We start from the raw sequence: 15,491 nt of genomic DNA on the forward strand, positions 1-15,491 counted from the left end.
TTTCGGCAACCATTTCCCATTCTTTCACGTCGCCCTGCTCCGTCACTCTCCGACGCTCGCACCGTCGCCGTGCACCGTTGTGACCGGAGTTTTTATGCCCGCGATAACCGCGCCCATTACCGTCGCCTCAGCTCTGCGCAGCCCGCGGCTGCTCTCTCGCGAGCTGCTCGCCGGGCTCGTGGTGGCGATGGCCCTCATCCCCGAGGCCATCTCGTTCTCGATCATTGCCGGAGTCGACCCGCGTTACGGCCTGTTCTCCTCGTTCATCATGGCCGTGTCGATTGCGGTTGTGGGGGGACGACCGGCCATGATCAGCGCGGCAACCGGGGCGGTGGCACTGGTGATCGCCCCGGTTGCGCGCGAGCATGGGATCGACTACTTCATCGCCACGGTGATTCTTGCCGGCGCTCTCCAGATCATACTGAGCCTGTTAGGTGTGACCAGGCTGCTGCGCTTCATCCCGCGCAGCGTGATGATCGGGTTTGTGAACGCACTGGCGATTCTGGTGGCCCTGGCGCAGTTGCCGCACCTGATCGCCGTGCCCTGGCTGGTGTATCCGCTGGTGGTGCTGGCGATTCTGATCCTGGTGTTCCTGCCCCGCGTCACCCGGGCTGTTCCCGCACCGCTGGTGGCCATCGTCACGGTGACCGTGATCGTGGTGGTTATGGGAGCGCGGGTGCCCAACGTGGGGGATCAGGGAACGCTGCCCACGAGTCTGCCCGAGCTGTTTGTGCCCCGTGTGCCACTCACCTGGGAGACGCTGGGCATTATCGGTCCGTTTGCGCTGGCGATGGCGATCGTTGGGCTGCTGGAATCGCTGATGACCGCGAAACTCGTGGACGAAATCACCGACACCGGCTCCAATAAGACCCGGGAAGCATGGGGGCAGGGGGTGTCCAATATCCTTTCGGGCTTCTTTGGCGGCATGGGCGGATGCGCGATGATCGGTCAGACCATGATCAACGTTAAATCGTCGGGTGCACGCACACGCATCTCCACCTTTGCCGCAGGCTCGTTTCTGCTGGCACTGGTGGTGTTCCTGGGTGGGGTGGTATCGATGATTCCGATGGCGGCCCTGGTGGCGGTGATGCTGATGGTGTCGGTGGCAACCTTCGACTGGCACAGCATCCGGCTCTCCACCCTGCGCCGCATGCCGCTGGGGGAAACCGGGGTCATGGTCATCACCGTGGCTGTTGTGGTAGCAACCGAAAACCTGGCGATTGGTGTCATCGTGGGGGTCTTGGTCGCGATGGTGGTGTTCGCCCGTCGCGTCGCCCATCTTGCCACCGTGACCCGCGAGATCTCGGAGGAGGGGAGTGTGCTCTATCGTGTCCGCGGAGCGCTGTTTTTTGCCTCCAGTAATGACCTGGTCACCCAGTTCGACTATGCGGCCGATCCCGAACACGTCACCATCGACTTTTCAGGTGCGCACATTTGGGATGCGTCCAGCGTTGCCGCGCTCGATAGCATCCAGGAGCGATTTGCGCGCCACGATGTTCGGACGACGCTGAGTGGGCTCAATGCCCCCAGTGAAAACCTGCGCCGCAGACTCACCGGGAACCTCTAAATCCGAGGGACACCCCTCGGGCGTGACGACGCGCGGCGTGACTCGGATCGGGGCGGTGGACATGAGAAAATGACTGTCGTCTCGCGTGAGTGCACTCGAGCATCATGACCCAGAGAAAGAGGGCGCGTGCACCACGCAACCCCCGATGAACGGCCCGCGCGTTCCCCTCAGCCGGAAACGACCGAACCGGCCGATGATCAGAACTTCGTCCAGAGCCCCGTGCGCGTAGGGACGACTCTGCGCACGCCCGGTCCCTGGTGGCGGCTCAATGTGGCCGGGGTGATCTTCGGGTTGATTCCCGCGTACCTCTCGCTGACCCCGTCGCTGCTGCCGCGTCCGGCGATCCTGCAGGGGGTCATGACCGCCGTCATCTTCCTGCTGGGCTATGCGTTTGGTCGCCTGCTCTGGGCCACTGGGCGTCGCGTGCTTCCCTGGCGGGTTTCGGCGCGGGTTCGACGCAACGTCTGGATCAGCGTGCTGGTGGTCACCGCGATGGGCCTGTCCGGCCTGGGGGCCGCGGCTCTCGCCTGGCAGAACGAGGTGCGCGAGCTGGTGGAGATGCCGCCGGGTGGAGCGCCGCATGCGGGTCTGTTCATCCTCGGGCTGTTGCCGGTCACGCTGCTGGGCTTGGCCATCGGCCGTGGATTCTCGACCCTGTATCGTCGCAGCCGCGCCCGTCGCGGGACCCCGATTGCGCTGGGAATCTCGATCCTGGTGGGAATCGTGGCCACCGCCGTGATCGTCTCCGGGGCGATGTTCGGGGTGGACCGCATCTACGCCGCCTCCAACGCCGAACCCGCCGAGGGACTGCACGCGCCGACGTCCGCCGAGCGTTCGGGTGGGCCCGGATCCGAAATCCCCTGGGACACACTCGGCCGCCACGGTGCCGCATTTGTGTCCGAGGGGCCCGATGCGCAGCAGATTCGCGATATCACCGGGCAGCCGGCGATGGAGCCGATCCGTGTATATGCGGGACTGAAATCCGCTCCCACAACCCGGGAGCGCGCGGCCCTGGCCGTGCGTGAACTTGAGCGCACCCACGCCTTTGATCGCGATGTGCTCGTGGTGGCAACGTCCACCGGTTCGGGCTGGCTGGAACCGCAGACCGTGGATGCGGTGGAATACCTGCACGGCGGCAATACCGCTATCGTCTCGATGCAGTACGCGTACACCCCGAGCTGGGTCTCGTTTGTCTTTGATCCCGATGCCCCGGTGGCCGCCGCCCGCGACCTGTTTGATGCGGTGAGCGCGGCGATCCACGCGCTGCCCGAGGGGGCTCACCGCCCCAAGCTCATTAGCTACGGGCTGAGCCTCGGTGCCCAGGGCGCGCAGGCCGTCTTTACCTCCCTCGCCGACGTGCGCGCTCGGACCGACGGCGCGCTGTTTGTGGGATCGCCCAACGGGACGCCGCTCTGGCAGAAGCTCCAGGCCATGCGTGACCCCGGCTCGCCCGAGTGGCAGCCGGTGCTGGACGAGGGGCGCGAGGTGCGCTGGATGGCCAGGTCCGGTGACCTCGACCTGCTGCCCGGTGCCTGGGACTATCCGCGAGTGGCCTACCTGCAGCACGCCAGCGACCCGGTTACCTGGCTGGGTCCGGACCTGCTCTGGCAGGAGCCTGACTGGTTGACGCCGAGTCAGCGATCCGATCAGATCAGCCCGGACATGCGCTGGATTCCGGTGGTCACGGCCGCCCAGGTGCTCATCGACATGCTGATGGGGGAGTCGGTGCCCGCGCGTCACGGACACAACTACGGCGACCTGATCGTCGAGTCGTGGCGGGCGGTAACCGGATCCTCGGTGACCGATCCGGCCGCCCTCGCCCGCATTCAGGACACCATCATGCAGATGGCGAGCATCCAGCCCTTCGGCGGGTAGGCGCGGCTAGACCGAGGGGATCAGACGCACCAGGGCCTTGCCGAGGTTTGCCCCGGTGAACAGGCCTTGGAGGGCGTCGATCGCCTGGTCGAATCCGTGCGTCACGGTCACCTCTAGGGGAACGTCTCCGGAGAGGATGTGCGGGATCAGGAAGTCCTCGAACTCCTGCTGCAGGTCGAGATAGGAGGCCACCAGGTATCCCTCCAGGCGCACCTGCTTGTCCACCAGGGTGAAGAGGTTGCGTGGTGCCGCGGGAGACTCGGTCGCGGTGTATTGGCCGATGGCTCCCACCCAGGCGATGCGTCCGCGCGGCTTCACCAGGTCGATCGCCAGGGCCAGGTGGTCGCCACCCACGCCTTCCAGCACGACGTCGAACCGGCTGGCACCCTCGGCGCGCATTCGGGCGAGCGCCACGGCATCCCGGGAGGCGATAACCCGGTCGTAGGCGCCACCTGTGAGCAGTCGCGTGGCCTTCTCCGGGGTGCTGGTGATGCCCACGATGGGGCTCGCGCCGAGCAGCCGGGCGATTCGCGCCGCCGCCGTGCCCACGCCGCCGCCGGCCGCGGTGACGAGCAGGGCCTGACCTCCATGCAGCTCGGCGATGCGGGTGAGGCCCACATAGGCGGTCAGCCCGGTACCGCCGAGAATACTGAGGTAGGCCTCGAGCGGGACTCCCTTGGGCGGCACGATCTTCCGCGCCTCGGCGGCGGGAACCAGCGCATGGGTGGAGTACCCACGGCGGTGCAGCACGATGTCACCGGGACGAAACGCCGGCGAGGTCGACGCCAGGACTCGACCGGCCGAGCGTCCCTCGAGCGGGGCGTGCAGCGCCCAGTCGCCGTCCATCATTTCGCGATGGTAGGGGTCCACCGAGAAGAGGACGTTTTGTACCAGCAGCGTCGGCGGGGCAAGCCGGGGGAGTGCGGCGAGGTCGAGCCTTTCGCTCACCACCTCGAAGTGTTCGGGCCCGGGCAGCCCGGTGGGCCGGGCGACCAGCTGAAAGCGGTGCGACAGAACGGACACGGGGCACCCTTCGGTTGGTGGTGAGATCGTCTCACCTCTATCCTGGCGTGAATCATCGCCCGCGTGCCCATAAATGACGGCCATGTTGTTTGCCCCGAGCGAACGGTAAGCGCGACGGTGCTCGCGTGTGTTGGTGCTGTGCGAACCTGCTGTGTTGTTTGCCTCGGGCGAACGGTAAACGCCATGGTGCTCGCGTGTGTTGGTGCTGTGCGAACCTGCTGTGTTGTTTGCCTCGGGCGAACGGTAAACGCCACGGTGCACGCCGTGGGCGAACACGCCAGCGCGATGCCTTCGGGCGCGATAGATTCAATTCGACGCACAAAACGAATGGAGCGCGACATGGCCGACATCACACCCCAGCCCGGTGTATTTGACCGTCTTCTGAAGGACCGAATCATCTGGCTCGGCTCCGAGGTCCGCGATGACAATGCAAACGAGATCGCAGCTAAGCTGCTGCTGCTTGCTGCCGAGGACCCCGAAGCAGACATCTTCCTCTACATCAACTCCCCGGGTGGTTCGATCACCGCCGGCATGGCGATCTACGACACCATGCAGTTTGTGCCCAACGACATCGTGACCGTGGGTATCGGCATGGCCGCCTCGATGGGCCAGCTGCTGCTGACCGCGGGCACCAAGGGCAAGCGCTACATCACCCCGAACGCCCGGGTGCTGCTGCACCAGCCCCACGGTGGCTTCGGTGGTACCTCGAGCGACATCCAGACTCAGGCTGCCCTGATCAACGACATGAAGCAGCGCCTGGCGAAGATCACCGCCGACCAGACCGGTAAGACCGTCGAGCAGGTCAACGAGGACGGTGACCGCGACCGCTGGTTCACCGCCGAAGAGGCTCTGGAGTACGGCTTTGTGGACCACATTCGTTCCTCGGCTACCGACGTCACCGGCGGCGGCGGAACCGAATCCAAGTAACCGGCGCGAAACGACAGGATAGAGAATATGCAGACCCCTACTTTCCAGGCCGGCGGCTCGATGCTGCAGAGCCCGAGCTCGCGCTACATTCTGCCGAGCTTCGAGGAGCGCACCGCCTACGGTTATAAGCGTCAGGACCCCTACGCGAAGCTCTTCGAGGACCGCATCATCTTCCTCGGCGTGCAGGTGGATGACGCCTCGGCCGATGACATCATGGCGCAGCTGCTGGTGCTGGAGTCGATGGACCCCGACCGCGACATCATGATGTACATCAACTCACCCGGTGGATCCTTCACCGCGATGACCGCGATCTACGACACCATGCAGTATATCCGTCCGCACGTGCAGACCGTGGTGCTCGGCCAGGCAGCTTCGGCCGCCGCCGTGCTGACCGCCGGTGGTACCCCGGGCAAGCGTCTGGCCCTGCCGAACGCCCGCATCCTGATTCACCAGCCGGCCGTGGGCCAGGGTGGCGGACAGGCTTCGGACATCGAGATCCAGGCCGCCGAGATCGCCCGCATGCGGGTGTGGCTTGAGGAAACCCTCGCCCGTCACACCAAGCGCACCGTGGAAGAGGTCCACAAGGACATCGACCGCGACAAGATCCTCTCGGCTCAGGAGGCGCTGGAATATGGTCTGATCGACCAGATTCTGGAGAGCCGCAAGAACCCGCTCGCGATTACCGCGTAGCAACTGCTTTACCCGCGAGGCGCGTGCTGAGATTCTCAACACGCGCCTCGCGTGCATTCCGCGACCATAACGGTCGTGAAGGAATGCGGCGGGGCCGGACACACGACGTCGGTGGCCTCGACTAGGCTCAAGGTGACGGTAACCTTGGGGGTAACCCGGATCTGGAGGAATCATGGCACGCATCGGTGAAAGCGCTGATCTACTCAAGTGCTCCTTCTGTGGCAAAAGCCAGAAGCAGGTGCAGCAGCTGATCGCCGGTCCCGGCGTGTACATCTGTGACGAGTGCGTCGAGCTGTGTAACGAGATCATCGAGGAGCGTTTGGCCGAGGCCGGCACCGAGGAGACTCCCGAGTTTGACCTGCCCAAGCCGCGTGAGATCTTTGACTTCCTCGAGGAGTACGTCATCGGTCAGGAGGGGGCCAAGAAGGCTCTCGCCGTGGCCGTCTATAACCACTACAAGCGCATTCAGGCCGGCGGCACGCTGGCCAGCGCCGAGGATCGCGCCGATGAGGTGGAGATCGCCAAGAGCAACATTCTGATGATCGGACCCACCGGCTGCGGTAAGACCTATCTGGCCCAGACCCTGGCCAAGCAGCTCAATGTGCCCTTCGCCGTGGCCGATGCCACCGCGCTGACCGAGGCGGGCTATGTGGGTGAGGACGTCGAGAACATCCTGCTCAAGCTGCTTCAGGCCGCCGACTTCGACGTGAAGCGCGCCGAGACCGGCATCATCTACGTGGATGAGGTTGACAAGATCGCCCGCAAGGCCGAGAACCCCTCGATCACCCGCGATGTTTCGGGTGAGGGTGTGCAGCAGGCGCTGCTGAAGATCCTGGAGGGCACCGTCGCCTCGGTGCCGCCGCAGGGCGGGCGTAAGCACCCCAACCAGGAATTCATCCAGATCGACACCACCAACGTGCTCTTCATCGTGGCCGGCGCGTTTGCCGGGCTGGAAGAGATCATCTCGGCCCGCGCAGGCAAGAAGGGCATTGGCTTTGGTGCCCCGCTGCACGCCGATTCCGACGGCACCGACTGGTTCTCCGAGGTGCTCCCCGAAGACCTGCACAAGTTTGGTTTGATCCCCGAGTTCATCGGTCGTCTGCCCGTGGTTACCGCGGTTACCCCGCTGGATCAGCAGGCGCTGGTGGAGATCCTCACGGTCCCCAAGAACGCCCTGGTCAAGCAGTATCAGCGTATGTTTGCGCTTGATGGAGTTGCGCTGGAGTTCGAGCCCGAGGCCGTCGAGGCCATCGCCGATCTCGCGGTGCTGCGCAAGACCGGTGCTCGTGGTCTGCGCGCGATCATGGAGGAGGTGCTGGGACCGATCATGTTCGAGGTTCCCTCCACCACCGAGGTGGGCAAGGTCATCATCACCCAGGCCACCGTGGTGGAAAATGCCGCCCCGACCCTGGTGGTGCGCGAGCGCCGAGTGCGCGAGAAGTCCGCCTAGATCTTCCCGGTTTATCCGGCCAAAAGGCCCGTCACGCCATGCGCGTGCCGGGCCTTTCTGTTGTGTTTACCCGAAATTCATCGGGGGAGGAATCCGTCTTGAGGCACGCCGAGGGATCCCTCGATGTCAATACATAACGAGCGTAAAGTTATTGGTGGGAGGCGATCCCTCCCATCCGGATGACGAGTGAGGAGCACCCCATGAAGGCAGCACGTTTCTATGACCGTGGCGACATTCGAATCGACGACATCGCGGTACCGGAGGTGACCGCCGGGACCGTCGGCATCGATGTGGCCTGGTGTGGAATCTGCGGATCCGACCTGCACGAGTATCTGGATGGGCCGATCTTTGTGCCGCCGGCGGGACACCCGCACCCGATCTCGGGCGAGGAGGCACCGATCACCCTCGGGCACGAAATGTCCGGTGTGGTGTACGCGGTGGGTGAGGGCGTCACCGATATCGAGGTGGGCCAGAAGGTTGTGGTCGAGCCCTACATCATCGACCCGCAGTACTCGACCGAGCCCGGCACCAACTACCACCTGACCCCGAACATGAACTTCATCGGTCTGGGCGGCCGTGGCGGCGGACTGGGGGAGAAGATCACCGTGGAGCGTCGGTGGGTGCACCCCATCGCCGATAACGTGCCGCTGGATGAGGCCGCGCTGATCGAGCCGCTCTCGGTGGGCTATCACGCCTATGTGCGCAGCGGTGCGCAGGAGGGTGACGTGGCCCTGATCGGCGGGGCCGGTCCGATCGGGCTGCTCACCGCCGCGGTCCTCAAGGCCAAGGGGGTGACCGTGGTGATCTCCGAGCTGAGCGAGCTGCGCCGCCAGAAGGCCCTGGAATCCGGGGTTGCCGACCACGCGTTTGACCCCTCGAAGGTCAACGTGGTGGAGGAGGTCAGGGCACTCACCGACGGCCGCGGTGCCGATGTTGCATTCGAGTGCACCTCGGTGAACGTGGTGCTGAATACCCTGGTGGACGCGATCAAGGCCGGCGGCACGATCGTTGTGGTGTCCATCTGGGGCAAGCCGGCGACGGTGGACCTGCAGAAGCTCGTGGTTAAGGAGATCGACCTGCGTGGCACGATCGGATACATGGGGAACCACCCGGACACGATCGCGCTGGTGGAGTCGGGCAAGATCGATCTTAAGCCGTTCATCACCGGCAAGATTGGGCTGGACCGGCTGATCGATGAGGGCTTCGACACCCTGATCAACCGTAACGAGACCGCGGTGAAGATCCTGGTCTCACCGTCGGGCGCGGGGCTCTAGGCCGGGATTATTGGCGCTGGCTTTTGGCTTACGGCCCCTGGTTTATGGACTATGGCGTCTGGCGTCTGGCGTCTGGCGTCTGGCGTACAGCGCTTAGCCTCTAGCCTCAAGGTGCTGGAGTCTGGAGTCCGGCCAAGCGAGCGGGCGACCGGCCGGTTTCGGCGGGTCGCCCGCCGTGTGTTTTCCCGCCGGTTATGGTGGCGTAAGAACGAGCGTACGATCGCAGGCGGCCGCCAGCGCGGTCGAGTGGGTGGCGATCAACACGATGCCGCCGGCCGCCGCCCGCTCGCGCAGGACATCGAGGACGATCCGTTCGTTGCCCGCATCGAGGGACGCGGTGGGTTCGTCGGCGAGGATGATCCGCGGATCCTTGACGATCAGGCGGGCGAGCGCGACCCGCTGCTGTTCACCGCCGCTGAGCTGGTACACCGGGGTGCGCTCTCGTCCGCCCAGCCCCACCCGGTCCAGCGCCTCGGCGGTGCGCGCGGCGAGGACTTTGCGGCCGGGGGAGCGCACCAGGCCGAGCCGGATATTGGCGGCGGCGCTGGCCGAGCCGACCAGGGCGAAGTTCTGAAAGAGGTAGCCGAGCACGTCTCGGCGAAACCGGCGGGCGCGGCCGGGGCCGAACCGGGTGAGCTCGTCCTCGCCGACGGTGATCCGCCCCGAACTTGCGGGTTCGAGGAGGCCGATCGCGTTGAGGAGCGTGGACTTGCCCGAGCCGCTGGGGCCGGTGACCGCGACCAGCTCCCCGGGCGCAACCTCGGCGGAGAGCTGATGCCAGAGCACGCGTTCGCCATAGCGCTTGCTCAGATCGTGCAGGGTGAGTGGTGCGGGGTTAGTCATCGGAACCTCCGGTGCGTCGACTGCGGGTGGGGAACAGGTGGAGTCCGGCGATCAGGACGCCGGAGGTGAGCGCAACCACGGCGACGCCGGCCAGGAAGATCGGGAGCGTGGAGGGTTCGACCGGATCGGTGCTGCGGTACTGTGATCGCCTAGCGATCTCTGCCACGAGGATCCCGAGCCCGGCCACGGCAAGAATTACCTCAGCGAGGAGGATTCGCCGGAACCGCCTGGTGAACCGCCATCCCGAGGCGAACTGGACAAACAGCTCGGTCGAGCGGTTGCGCGTGGTGAATTCGGCGGTACCCAGCGCCCCGCCGATCAGGACCAGGAGCGCGGCGATCGTCCCGAACACCGCCCCGGTCAGGTCACGCGCGGTACGCTCACGCTCCACCTGCGCGGTTTCGCCGGCGGGTTCGTAGGAGCGAATGATCTCTCCGAGGCCGGCAGCGGTGATCTGCGAGCGCAGGGCGTCGCGATTCAGCACGATGACCCCTCCTCCCGAGGCACTCGCGGCGAGATTGTAGTCGGAGATCGCGCCGGAATCCGTGGGAATGACAAGGATGATCGAGTCGGTGAGCCGCGCCGGGGAAGCCTCGCTCGCTCGCTGGGCAAACGTGAAGATCGACTGTCCGTCGCGGATTTTCTGGACATCCACCGGCGGCGGTTCGCTCGGGGGAGCCGAACGGTCTTCGTCGCTTTCGCGGCTGTTTTTGACCGCGGCGACGAGGGCGTCGCGCTCTGCCCACCGAGACACGGGAACGAGAAGCGTGAGTGCGGCAGGATCGGGCACCACGACGGTACCGCGGTCATCGTGAAGGGGTTGAGAGTCCAGAAACTTCGGATTGACCCGAAAAACCGGAAGTTCGCCGGTGACCGAAGTGAGCACGTCTGACGAAGCCAGAATGATGGTTCCGGACTGCTCCTCGGCGCGAATGAGCGCCCCGAGCGCGGGCATCTGCGCCTCGGCCACCGAATTGTTTTGGGTACCGCTGAGGTTGATGAAGTTGGCGGTGGGGTAGGCCCGCCACTCGGTGATTGCCTGATTCTTCTCCTCTAGATCCGTACGGGTTTGAACCAGGGGAAACATGAGAATGAGCGCGAAAACCAGGGCGGGCACGCGAATAACGAGGAGCAGCGGAAGGGAACCGCGTGCGATCGAACGGCCGGTCAGCGCGCGGTGTATGGGCACTCGGGCGGTGATCAGGATGGCGGTTGCGTGGCAGGCGATCAGCAGTGTTAACAGCACGAGTGCGGTCTTCGCCGCGACCGTGAGATACAGCGGTAGTTGGTTGCCACCGTTGCCCCAGACGACTAGGACTGTAGCGCCCAGGACCAGAAAAATCCACGCGGGCCAGAACCCGAGGAAAACATCGGCGAGGTCGCGGCCGAGCAGGCGGAGGGTGGTCGCTCCGTGGAGCCGTCCGATCGCGTAGCGACGAACGGACGTCAGTGCGCTGAGGACCGTGAGAAGCACGCTGAGGAGGGCAAGTGCGATGAGACCCGGGGCCATCGGTTCCTGGATGAACCAGATGAGGAACGGCCGTGGGTCCGAGAGATCGACGAATTGAGTGGTGTAGCCCGCACGCTCAAATACTGCGGCGACACGATCACGATTGTTGGGTGACCCCTGCAGGACAAAGTCCCCGGCGAGGTCGCCGGCCGTTTGTGGGTCAATTGCGTCCACTGTGGCACTGGTTCCCGGTCCAAACTGTGGGTAGCCCGAGCGCACCCATTCGGCCAGATCGCTGCGCGGATCACCGATGATCATGTCCAGCGTGTTTTGGTTTGCTGGGTGTTCGGGATCTGCGCGAAATCTGGCGAGGGTGTATCGCCCCTCGGTGGCGACTCGGGTGAGCTTCGACAGGGTATCGGCGGCCGGAGCAACGCCCTGATCACTCGCCACCGCCTTGAACGCGAGGTTCCAGCCGAGGGACCCCGTTCGGTCCTCCATCACTACGAGCGTCGCAAAGACGCCGGCGAGTACCCCGGCCAGCGCAAGGAAATACGCCAGCCGGAGTCCTCGCTGTGGGAGACGCGAGGTCATCTGACGCGCCAGTATGCTCCGTCAATCCGGAATAGGTTGGTATCGGGTGCGTTGGCCTTGGACCATTGTCCGGGAGCGACCCATTTCGATCGGACCAGTCCGTTGTCGCCTCCTACGCTGGAGCCGTGCTCCTGAGATCCGTGCAAATAGTACGACCAGTTGTTTCCCAACAGGACGCCCCAATCCCACGTTCCGCCGCCGGGGTGTTCGATCTTCAACGGCTTGTTGTTGTTACTCTGCGTGGAGTTTCCTCCGCCATCAGGCGTGCTGGTACCGGCGGCGAAGGCTCCGGGTGCGAGCGCGCCTCCGGTGAGGAGCAGCCCGGTCACGAGGGAACCCGTGAGGATGCCGTTTCTGAGGAGATTTTTCATGGCAATTCCTTTCTTCGTGGTGATCACCCCGCACCGAGTGGGGCGAGGTGGCGGCCACGGTACGCGCCGAAACCTGGGAGCCAGATAAAGAAACCGAAGTGTGACGCCGGGTGTCGCCAGGTTTCGTTTTGCCGTGGGAAACCGTGAATATGACATCCAAAACGTCATAAAAGGGGTGCCGGGCCCGGCTCGGGATTGCGCCACGCGGCAGAACGGGCGTGATTCTGTCATACGGTCAGGGGTGCCAGAGCGCGCCTCCTAGGCTGGCGATATGGCAAGTATGGAACGGTACACGCTGGGGCATCACCCCAGTGTTCTTCGCACTCACTCGTGGCGGACGGTCGAGAATTCGGCCGCCTATCTTTCCCCGTATCTGCTTGCCGGCTGTCGCGTCCTCGATGTAGGAAGTGGCCCCGGAACCATCACCACCGACATCGCCCAGAGAGTATTTCCGGGCGATGTTTTTGGTTTAGACGCCTCCGAATCGGTTACCCAGCAGGCTACTCAGCGTGCGGCCGGACTCGGCGTCGACAACGCCCACTTCCTCGCCGGGAGCGCGTATGAACTGCCCTTCGAGGACAACTCGTTCGACATCGTGCACGCCCACCAGGTACTCCAGCACCTCGGCGACCCGGTTGCCGCACTCCGTGAAATGCGCCGGGTGACCAAGCCCGGCGGCATCGTCGCCGCGCGCGATGTGGTGTACGGATCCGCCTCCTGGTATCCACTCCTGCCCGGCCTGGATGAGTGGATGCGCGTGTATCAGGAACTTGCCCGCTCCGGCGGGGGAGAGCCCAACGGTGGCCGCTTCCTCAAAGCCTGGGCGCTCGAGGCGGGCTTCGCCGAGGTGCGTGCAAGCGCATCGGTGTGGGGCTTCTCCGAACCCGATGAGCGCGAGTGGTGGGGCGGTGCCTGGGCCGAGCGCGCGTCCTCCTCTAACTGGGGACCGGACGCGATCAGCCAGGGTATCGCCACCGAAACCCAGATCCAGCAGATCGCCGACGCCTGGACCGCCTGGGTCGCCGACCCTGCCGGCTGGTACGCGATGCCGCACGGGGAGATCTTGGCGGTCGCATAGCCGTTCGAGGTGCCCGAGACCCAGGTCGTGGGCCTCGGGCACCTCACGCCCCGGTGTGTGGTCCCGTCCGGAGTAGACTCCGAGCATGAGTGACCTGGACCTGCGCAAGCTGCGCTACTTTCTGGTGGTGTCCGAAGAGCTGAACTATGGGCGCGCGGCCGAGCGGCTGCACATCGCCCAGCCCGTGCTGAGCCGGCAGATTACCGCGCTGGAGGGGGAACTGGGGACCACCCTGTTTGAGCGGTCGAGCCGTGGCACCCGGCTTACCGAAACCGGGACCGCGCTGGTGGACGACGCCCGCGCGTTGCTCGCCGGGGCCGCCGCGCTGCAGCGCCGGGCTCGCACCGCGGGACGGCAGGGACCGCACCTGACCATCGGGTTCATGCCGGGCCTGATCATCACCTCGGTGGTGCGCGATCTGGTCGAGCGTTTCCCCGGACTCACCGTGGACGTGCAACGCACCGGATGGGACACCCAGATCGAGACCCTGCTGGACGGCGGGATCGACGCGAGCTTTGTGCGCCTGCCGGTTCCGCGCCGCGGCCTGCACGTGATCGAACTGTTGCAGGAACCGCGCGTGGTGGTCCTCCCGACCGGGCATCCGCTGCTGGAGCTGGAGGAGATTACCCTCGCCGCACTCACAGCCGAGAACCTTCTGCAGGATCCCGACGCGGTACCCGAATGGCGCGACGCGGTGCTGACAGTGCGCCCGAATGCGCTCTCGCTGGATCGGATCGGCCTGCCCGTGGTCAACACGGTCGAGGAGAAACTGGAGTACGTGGCCGCGGGACGTGGCATCGTAATTCTGCCAGCCTCCACCGCCGCCTTCTATACCCGCGGAGACGTGATCGCCCGCCCGGTGATCGACCTGCCACACGGTCGGGTCGGGCTGGCGATCCCCGCCGATCGCCAGACTCCGGTGCTCACCGCGCTGAGCGAGATCGCCGAGCGGGAGGTGGGCACGCTGATCGCCGAGCGGGTAGCAGCGATCGACGCCTAACCATCCATACCCGCAGGGTATTGAAGCGGGAGAGAAGGGTGTTGGACGGACCGGTGCGCCCGGGCGCATCTTGGGGATGAACGAATCTGATCATCCGAAAGGCACCCCGTGTCCCACTCCCTTCTCACCGCCCGCGGCACCGCGCTGCTGGCGGTATCCACCGGCCTGATAGCCGCGAACCTCTACTATATTCAGCCGTTGATCCCCACCATTGCCGCCGACCTGGGGATCGCGGTATCCACCGTGCAGGTGCTGCTCACCGCGAGCCAGCTGGGATTCGCGCTGGGGATCCTGCTGATCCTGCCGCTCGGCGACCTGATCCGCCCGCGCACCCTGATTACCGTGCTGCTCAGTATCGAGGCGCTCGCGCTGGTGGCCCTCGCCCTGTCCACCAACGCGGTGGTGCTGGGGATCGCTGTCACCGTGGTGGGCATCACCAATCTCAGCGCCCAGGTGATCGTGCCCGCGGCTGCGAACCTGGCGGCCCCCGGTTCGGCCCCGCAGGTAGTGAGCACGGTGATCGGTGGCCTGCTTACCGGCATCCTGCTGGCCCGCACCGTGGCCGGGCTGGTCGCGACCCCGTGGGGATGGCGACCGGTCTTTATCGGCGCAGCTATCCTCATGGTGTCGCTGATTCCGGTGCTGCGCCGCGTCCTCGGCGGGGCCGCCCGACCGGCCGCCCCCGGCACCCGCTACTCAGCGATCCTCGCCGGGACCGTGCGGATCTTCCGCGCCCATCCCGAGCTGCGCATCCGCTCGCTCTACGGCGCGCTGATGTTTGCCCTGTTTAGCCTGCTGTGGTCCACCCTCGCGCTGCTGTTGGAGCGCTCACCCTATGGCTACTCGGAGGCGGTGATCGGGCTGTTTGGACTGCTCGGTGTGGCAGGCGCCCTGTGCGCGACCCTGCTGGGTCGCATCCGCGGACTCTCGGCCGGCACTCGGACCGCGCTGCTGATCCTGGTGGCGCTGGTCGGGGCGGTCGCCCTGAGCGCCGGAGCGACCAATGTGGCGGCGCTGATCGTGGGCATCCTGTTGGTGGATGTGGCGGTCCAGGGCATCCACGTCACCAATCAACACGTGATCTATGCGGTGATCGCCCCGAGTGAGCGCGGCCGCGCCAACGGTGTGTACATGGCCGGATACTTCGGCGGCGGAGTCATCGGGACCGCGCTGGCCGCCCTCGCCTGGGGTATCGACGGCTGGGCGGGCGTGGCGGTCGTGGGCATCGCGATCGTTGTGATCACGGGCATCGTGCGCCTGTTCGACCGGCCGCGGACCGCCCCCACCTCGAGCGATACCGCCCAGGTATCAACACACGCATAAAGGGTCTTGGACGCCCGCACCCCACA

13 protein-coding genes are annotated in these 15,491 nt (G+C 65.5%); 9 read left to right on the forward strand and 4 right to left on the reverse strand.

The genetic code is table 11. From position 1 onward, the window contains the following. Positions 1 to 94: 94 nt before the first annotated feature. Complete coding sequence (locus C7C57_RS06590; protein ID WP_187978028.1) at positions 95 to 1,567, forward strand: SulP family inorganic anion transporter; 1,473 nt, start codon at positions 95 to 97, stop codon at positions 1,565 to 1,567. A gap of 126 nt (positions 1,568 to 1,693) precedes the next feature. Continuing rightward, positions 1,694 to 3,442, forward strand: coding sequence for an alpha/beta-hydrolase family protein (locus C7C57_RS06595; protein WP_187978029.1), 1,749 nt, complete (start codon positions 1,694 to 1,696; stop codon positions 3,440 to 3,442). A gap of 6 nt (positions 3,443 to 3,448) precedes the next feature. On the opposite strand, the gene C7C57_RS06600 is transcribed toward C7C57_RS06595, so the two are convergent. After that, positions 3,449 to 4,465: an NADP-dependent oxidoreductase gene (locus C7C57_RS06600; RefSeq protein WP_223144790.1), complete on the reverse strand. Its 1,017-nt coding sequence runs from the start codon at positions 4,463 to 4,465 to the stop codon at positions 3,449 to 3,451. Positions 4,466 to 4,792: 327 nt separating this feature from the next. Here C7C57_RS06600 and C7C57_RS06605 point away from each other — a divergent pair, with 327 nt between their 5' ends. From C7C57_RS06605 to C7C57_RS06620, 4 genes are all read left to right on the forward strand, one after another. Then, positions 4,793 to 5,392, forward strand: coding sequence for an ATP-dependent Clp protease proteolytic subunit (locus C7C57_RS06605; protein ID WP_255505794.1), 600 nt, complete (start codon positions 4,793 to 4,795; stop codon positions 5,390 to 5,392). Positions 5,393 to 5,419: 27 nt separating this feature from the next. Continuing rightward, a complete protein-coding gene (locus tag C7C57_RS06610; RefSeq protein WP_030143854.1) occupies positions 5,420 to 6,082 on the forward strand; it encodes an ATP-dependent Clp protease proteolytic subunit in 663 nt (220 codons plus the stop codon). Positions 6,083 to 6,254: 172 nt separating this feature from the next. Continuing rightward, complete coding sequence (gene clpX / locus C7C57_RS06615) at positions 6,255 to 7,532, forward strand: ATP-dependent Clp protease ATP-binding subunit ClpX (RefSeq protein ID WP_030143853.1); 1,278 nt, start codon at positions 6,255 to 6,257, stop codon at positions 7,530 to 7,532. A gap of 200 nt (positions 7,533 to 7,732) precedes the next feature. Continuing rightward, the gene (locus C7C57_RS06620) at positions 7,733 to 8,806 is read left to right on the forward strand and encodes a 2,3-butanediol dehydrogenase (RefSeq protein ID WP_187978031.1); all 1,074 of its coding nucleotides are present in this window, start codon (positions 7,733 to 7,735) and stop codon (positions 8,804 to 8,806) included. A 192-nt stretch (positions 8,807 to 8,998) separates the two neighbouring features. Here the strand turns inward: C7C57_RS06620 and C7C57_RS06625 are convergent, their stop codons facing one another. From C7C57_RS06625 to C7C57_RS06635, 3 genes are read right to left on the reverse strand one after another with little or no spacing between them, the layout of a single operon-like run. After that, on the reverse strand, positions 8,999 to 9,649 hold the full coding sequence (locus tag C7C57_RS06625) for an ABC transporter ATP-binding protein (RefSeq protein ID WP_187978032.1): 651 nt from the start codon (positions 9,647 to 9,649) through the stop codon (positions 8,999 to 9,001). After that, positions 9,642 to 11,693: a hypothetical protein gene (locus tag C7C57_RS06630; RefSeq protein ID WP_187978033.1), complete on the reverse strand. Its 2,052-nt coding sequence runs from the start codon at positions 11,691 to 11,693 to the stop codon at positions 9,642 to 9,644. Before C7C57_RS06630 ends, C7C57_RS06625 begins: the two co-directional genes overlap by 8 nt. Next, on the reverse strand, positions 11,690 to 12,295 hold the full coding sequence (locus C7C57_RS06635; RefSeq protein WP_370581445.1) for a lactococcin 972 family bacteriocin: 606 nt from the start codon (positions 12,293 to 12,295) through the stop codon (positions 11,690 to 11,692). The genes C7C57_RS06630 and C7C57_RS06635 overlap by 4 nt, the downstream gene beginning before the upstream one ends. A gap of 40 nt (positions 12,296 to 12,335) precedes the next feature. On the opposite strand from C7C57_RS06635, the gene C7C57_RS06640 reads away from it, so the two are divergent. The 3 genes from C7C57_RS06640 (at position 12,336) to C7C57_RS06650 (ending at position 15,465) form a co-directional block, all read left to right on the forward strand. Continuing rightward, entirely contained in the window at positions 12,336 to 13,142 is an 807-nt protein-coding gene (locus C7C57_RS06640) for a class I SAM-dependent methyltransferase (RefSeq protein ID WP_223144791.1), read from the forward strand. An 85-nt stretch (positions 13,143 to 13,227) separates the two neighbouring features. Further along, the gene (locus C7C57_RS06645) at positions 13,228 to 14,142 is read left to right on the forward strand and encodes a LysR family transcriptional regulator (protein WP_187978035.1); all 915 of its coding nucleotides are present in this window, start codon (positions 13,228 to 13,230) and stop codon (positions 14,140 to 14,142) included. Between the two features lie 108 nt (positions 14,143 to 14,250). Then, entirely contained in the window at positions 14,251 to 15,465 is a 1,215-nt protein-coding gene (locus C7C57_RS06650) for an MFS transporter (protein WP_187978036.1), read from the forward strand. Positions 15,466 to 15,491: the final 26 nt, after the last annotated feature.

The sequence above is a fragment of the Mycetocola sp. JXN-3 genome, from assembly GCF_014522285.1.
Taxonomy (GTDB): domain Bacteria; phylum Actinomycetota; class Actinomycetes; order Actinomycetales; family Microbacteriaceae; genus Mycetocola; species Mycetocola saprophilus.

Coding starts and splice junctions, on each gene's coding strand:
- C7C57_RS06625 (WP_187978032.1), bottom strand. CDS start 9,649: ATGACTAACCCCGCACCACTCACCCTGCACGATCTGAGCAAGCGCTAT.
- C7C57_RS06620 (WP_187978031.1), top strand. CDS start 7,733: ATGAAGGCAGCACGTTTCTATGACCGTGGCGACATTCGAATCGACGAC.
- C7C57_RS06640 (WP_223144791.1), top strand. CDS start 12,336: ATGGCAAGTATGGAACGGTACACGCTGGGGCATCACCCCAGTGTTCTT.
- C7C57_RS06610 (WP_030143854.1), top strand. CDS start 5,420: ATGCAGACCCCTACTTTCCAGGCCGGCGGCTCGATGCTGCAGAGCCCG.
- C7C57_RS06605 (WP_255505794.1), top strand. CDS start 4,793: ATGGAGCGCGACATGGCCGACATCACACCCCAGCCCGGTGTATTTGAC.
- clpX (WP_030143853.1), top strand. CDS start 6,255: ATGGCACGCATCGGTGAAAGCGCTGATCTACTCAAGTGCTCCTTCTGT.
- C7C57_RS06630 (WP_187978033.1), bottom strand. CDS start 11,693: ATGACCTCGCGTCTCCCACAGCGAGGACTCCGGCTGGCGTATTTCCTT.
- C7C57_RS06645 (WP_187978035.1), top strand. CDS start 13,228: ATGAGTGACCTGGACCTGCGCAAGCTGCGCTACTTTCTGGTGGTGTCC.
- C7C57_RS06590 (WP_187978028.1), top strand. CDS start 95: ATGCCCGCGATAACCGCGCCCATTACCGTCGCCTCAGCTCTGCGCAGC.
- C7C57_RS06635 (WP_370581445.1), bottom strand. CDS start 12,295: ATGACAGAATCACGCCCGTTCTGCCGCGTGGCGCAATCCCGAGCCGGG.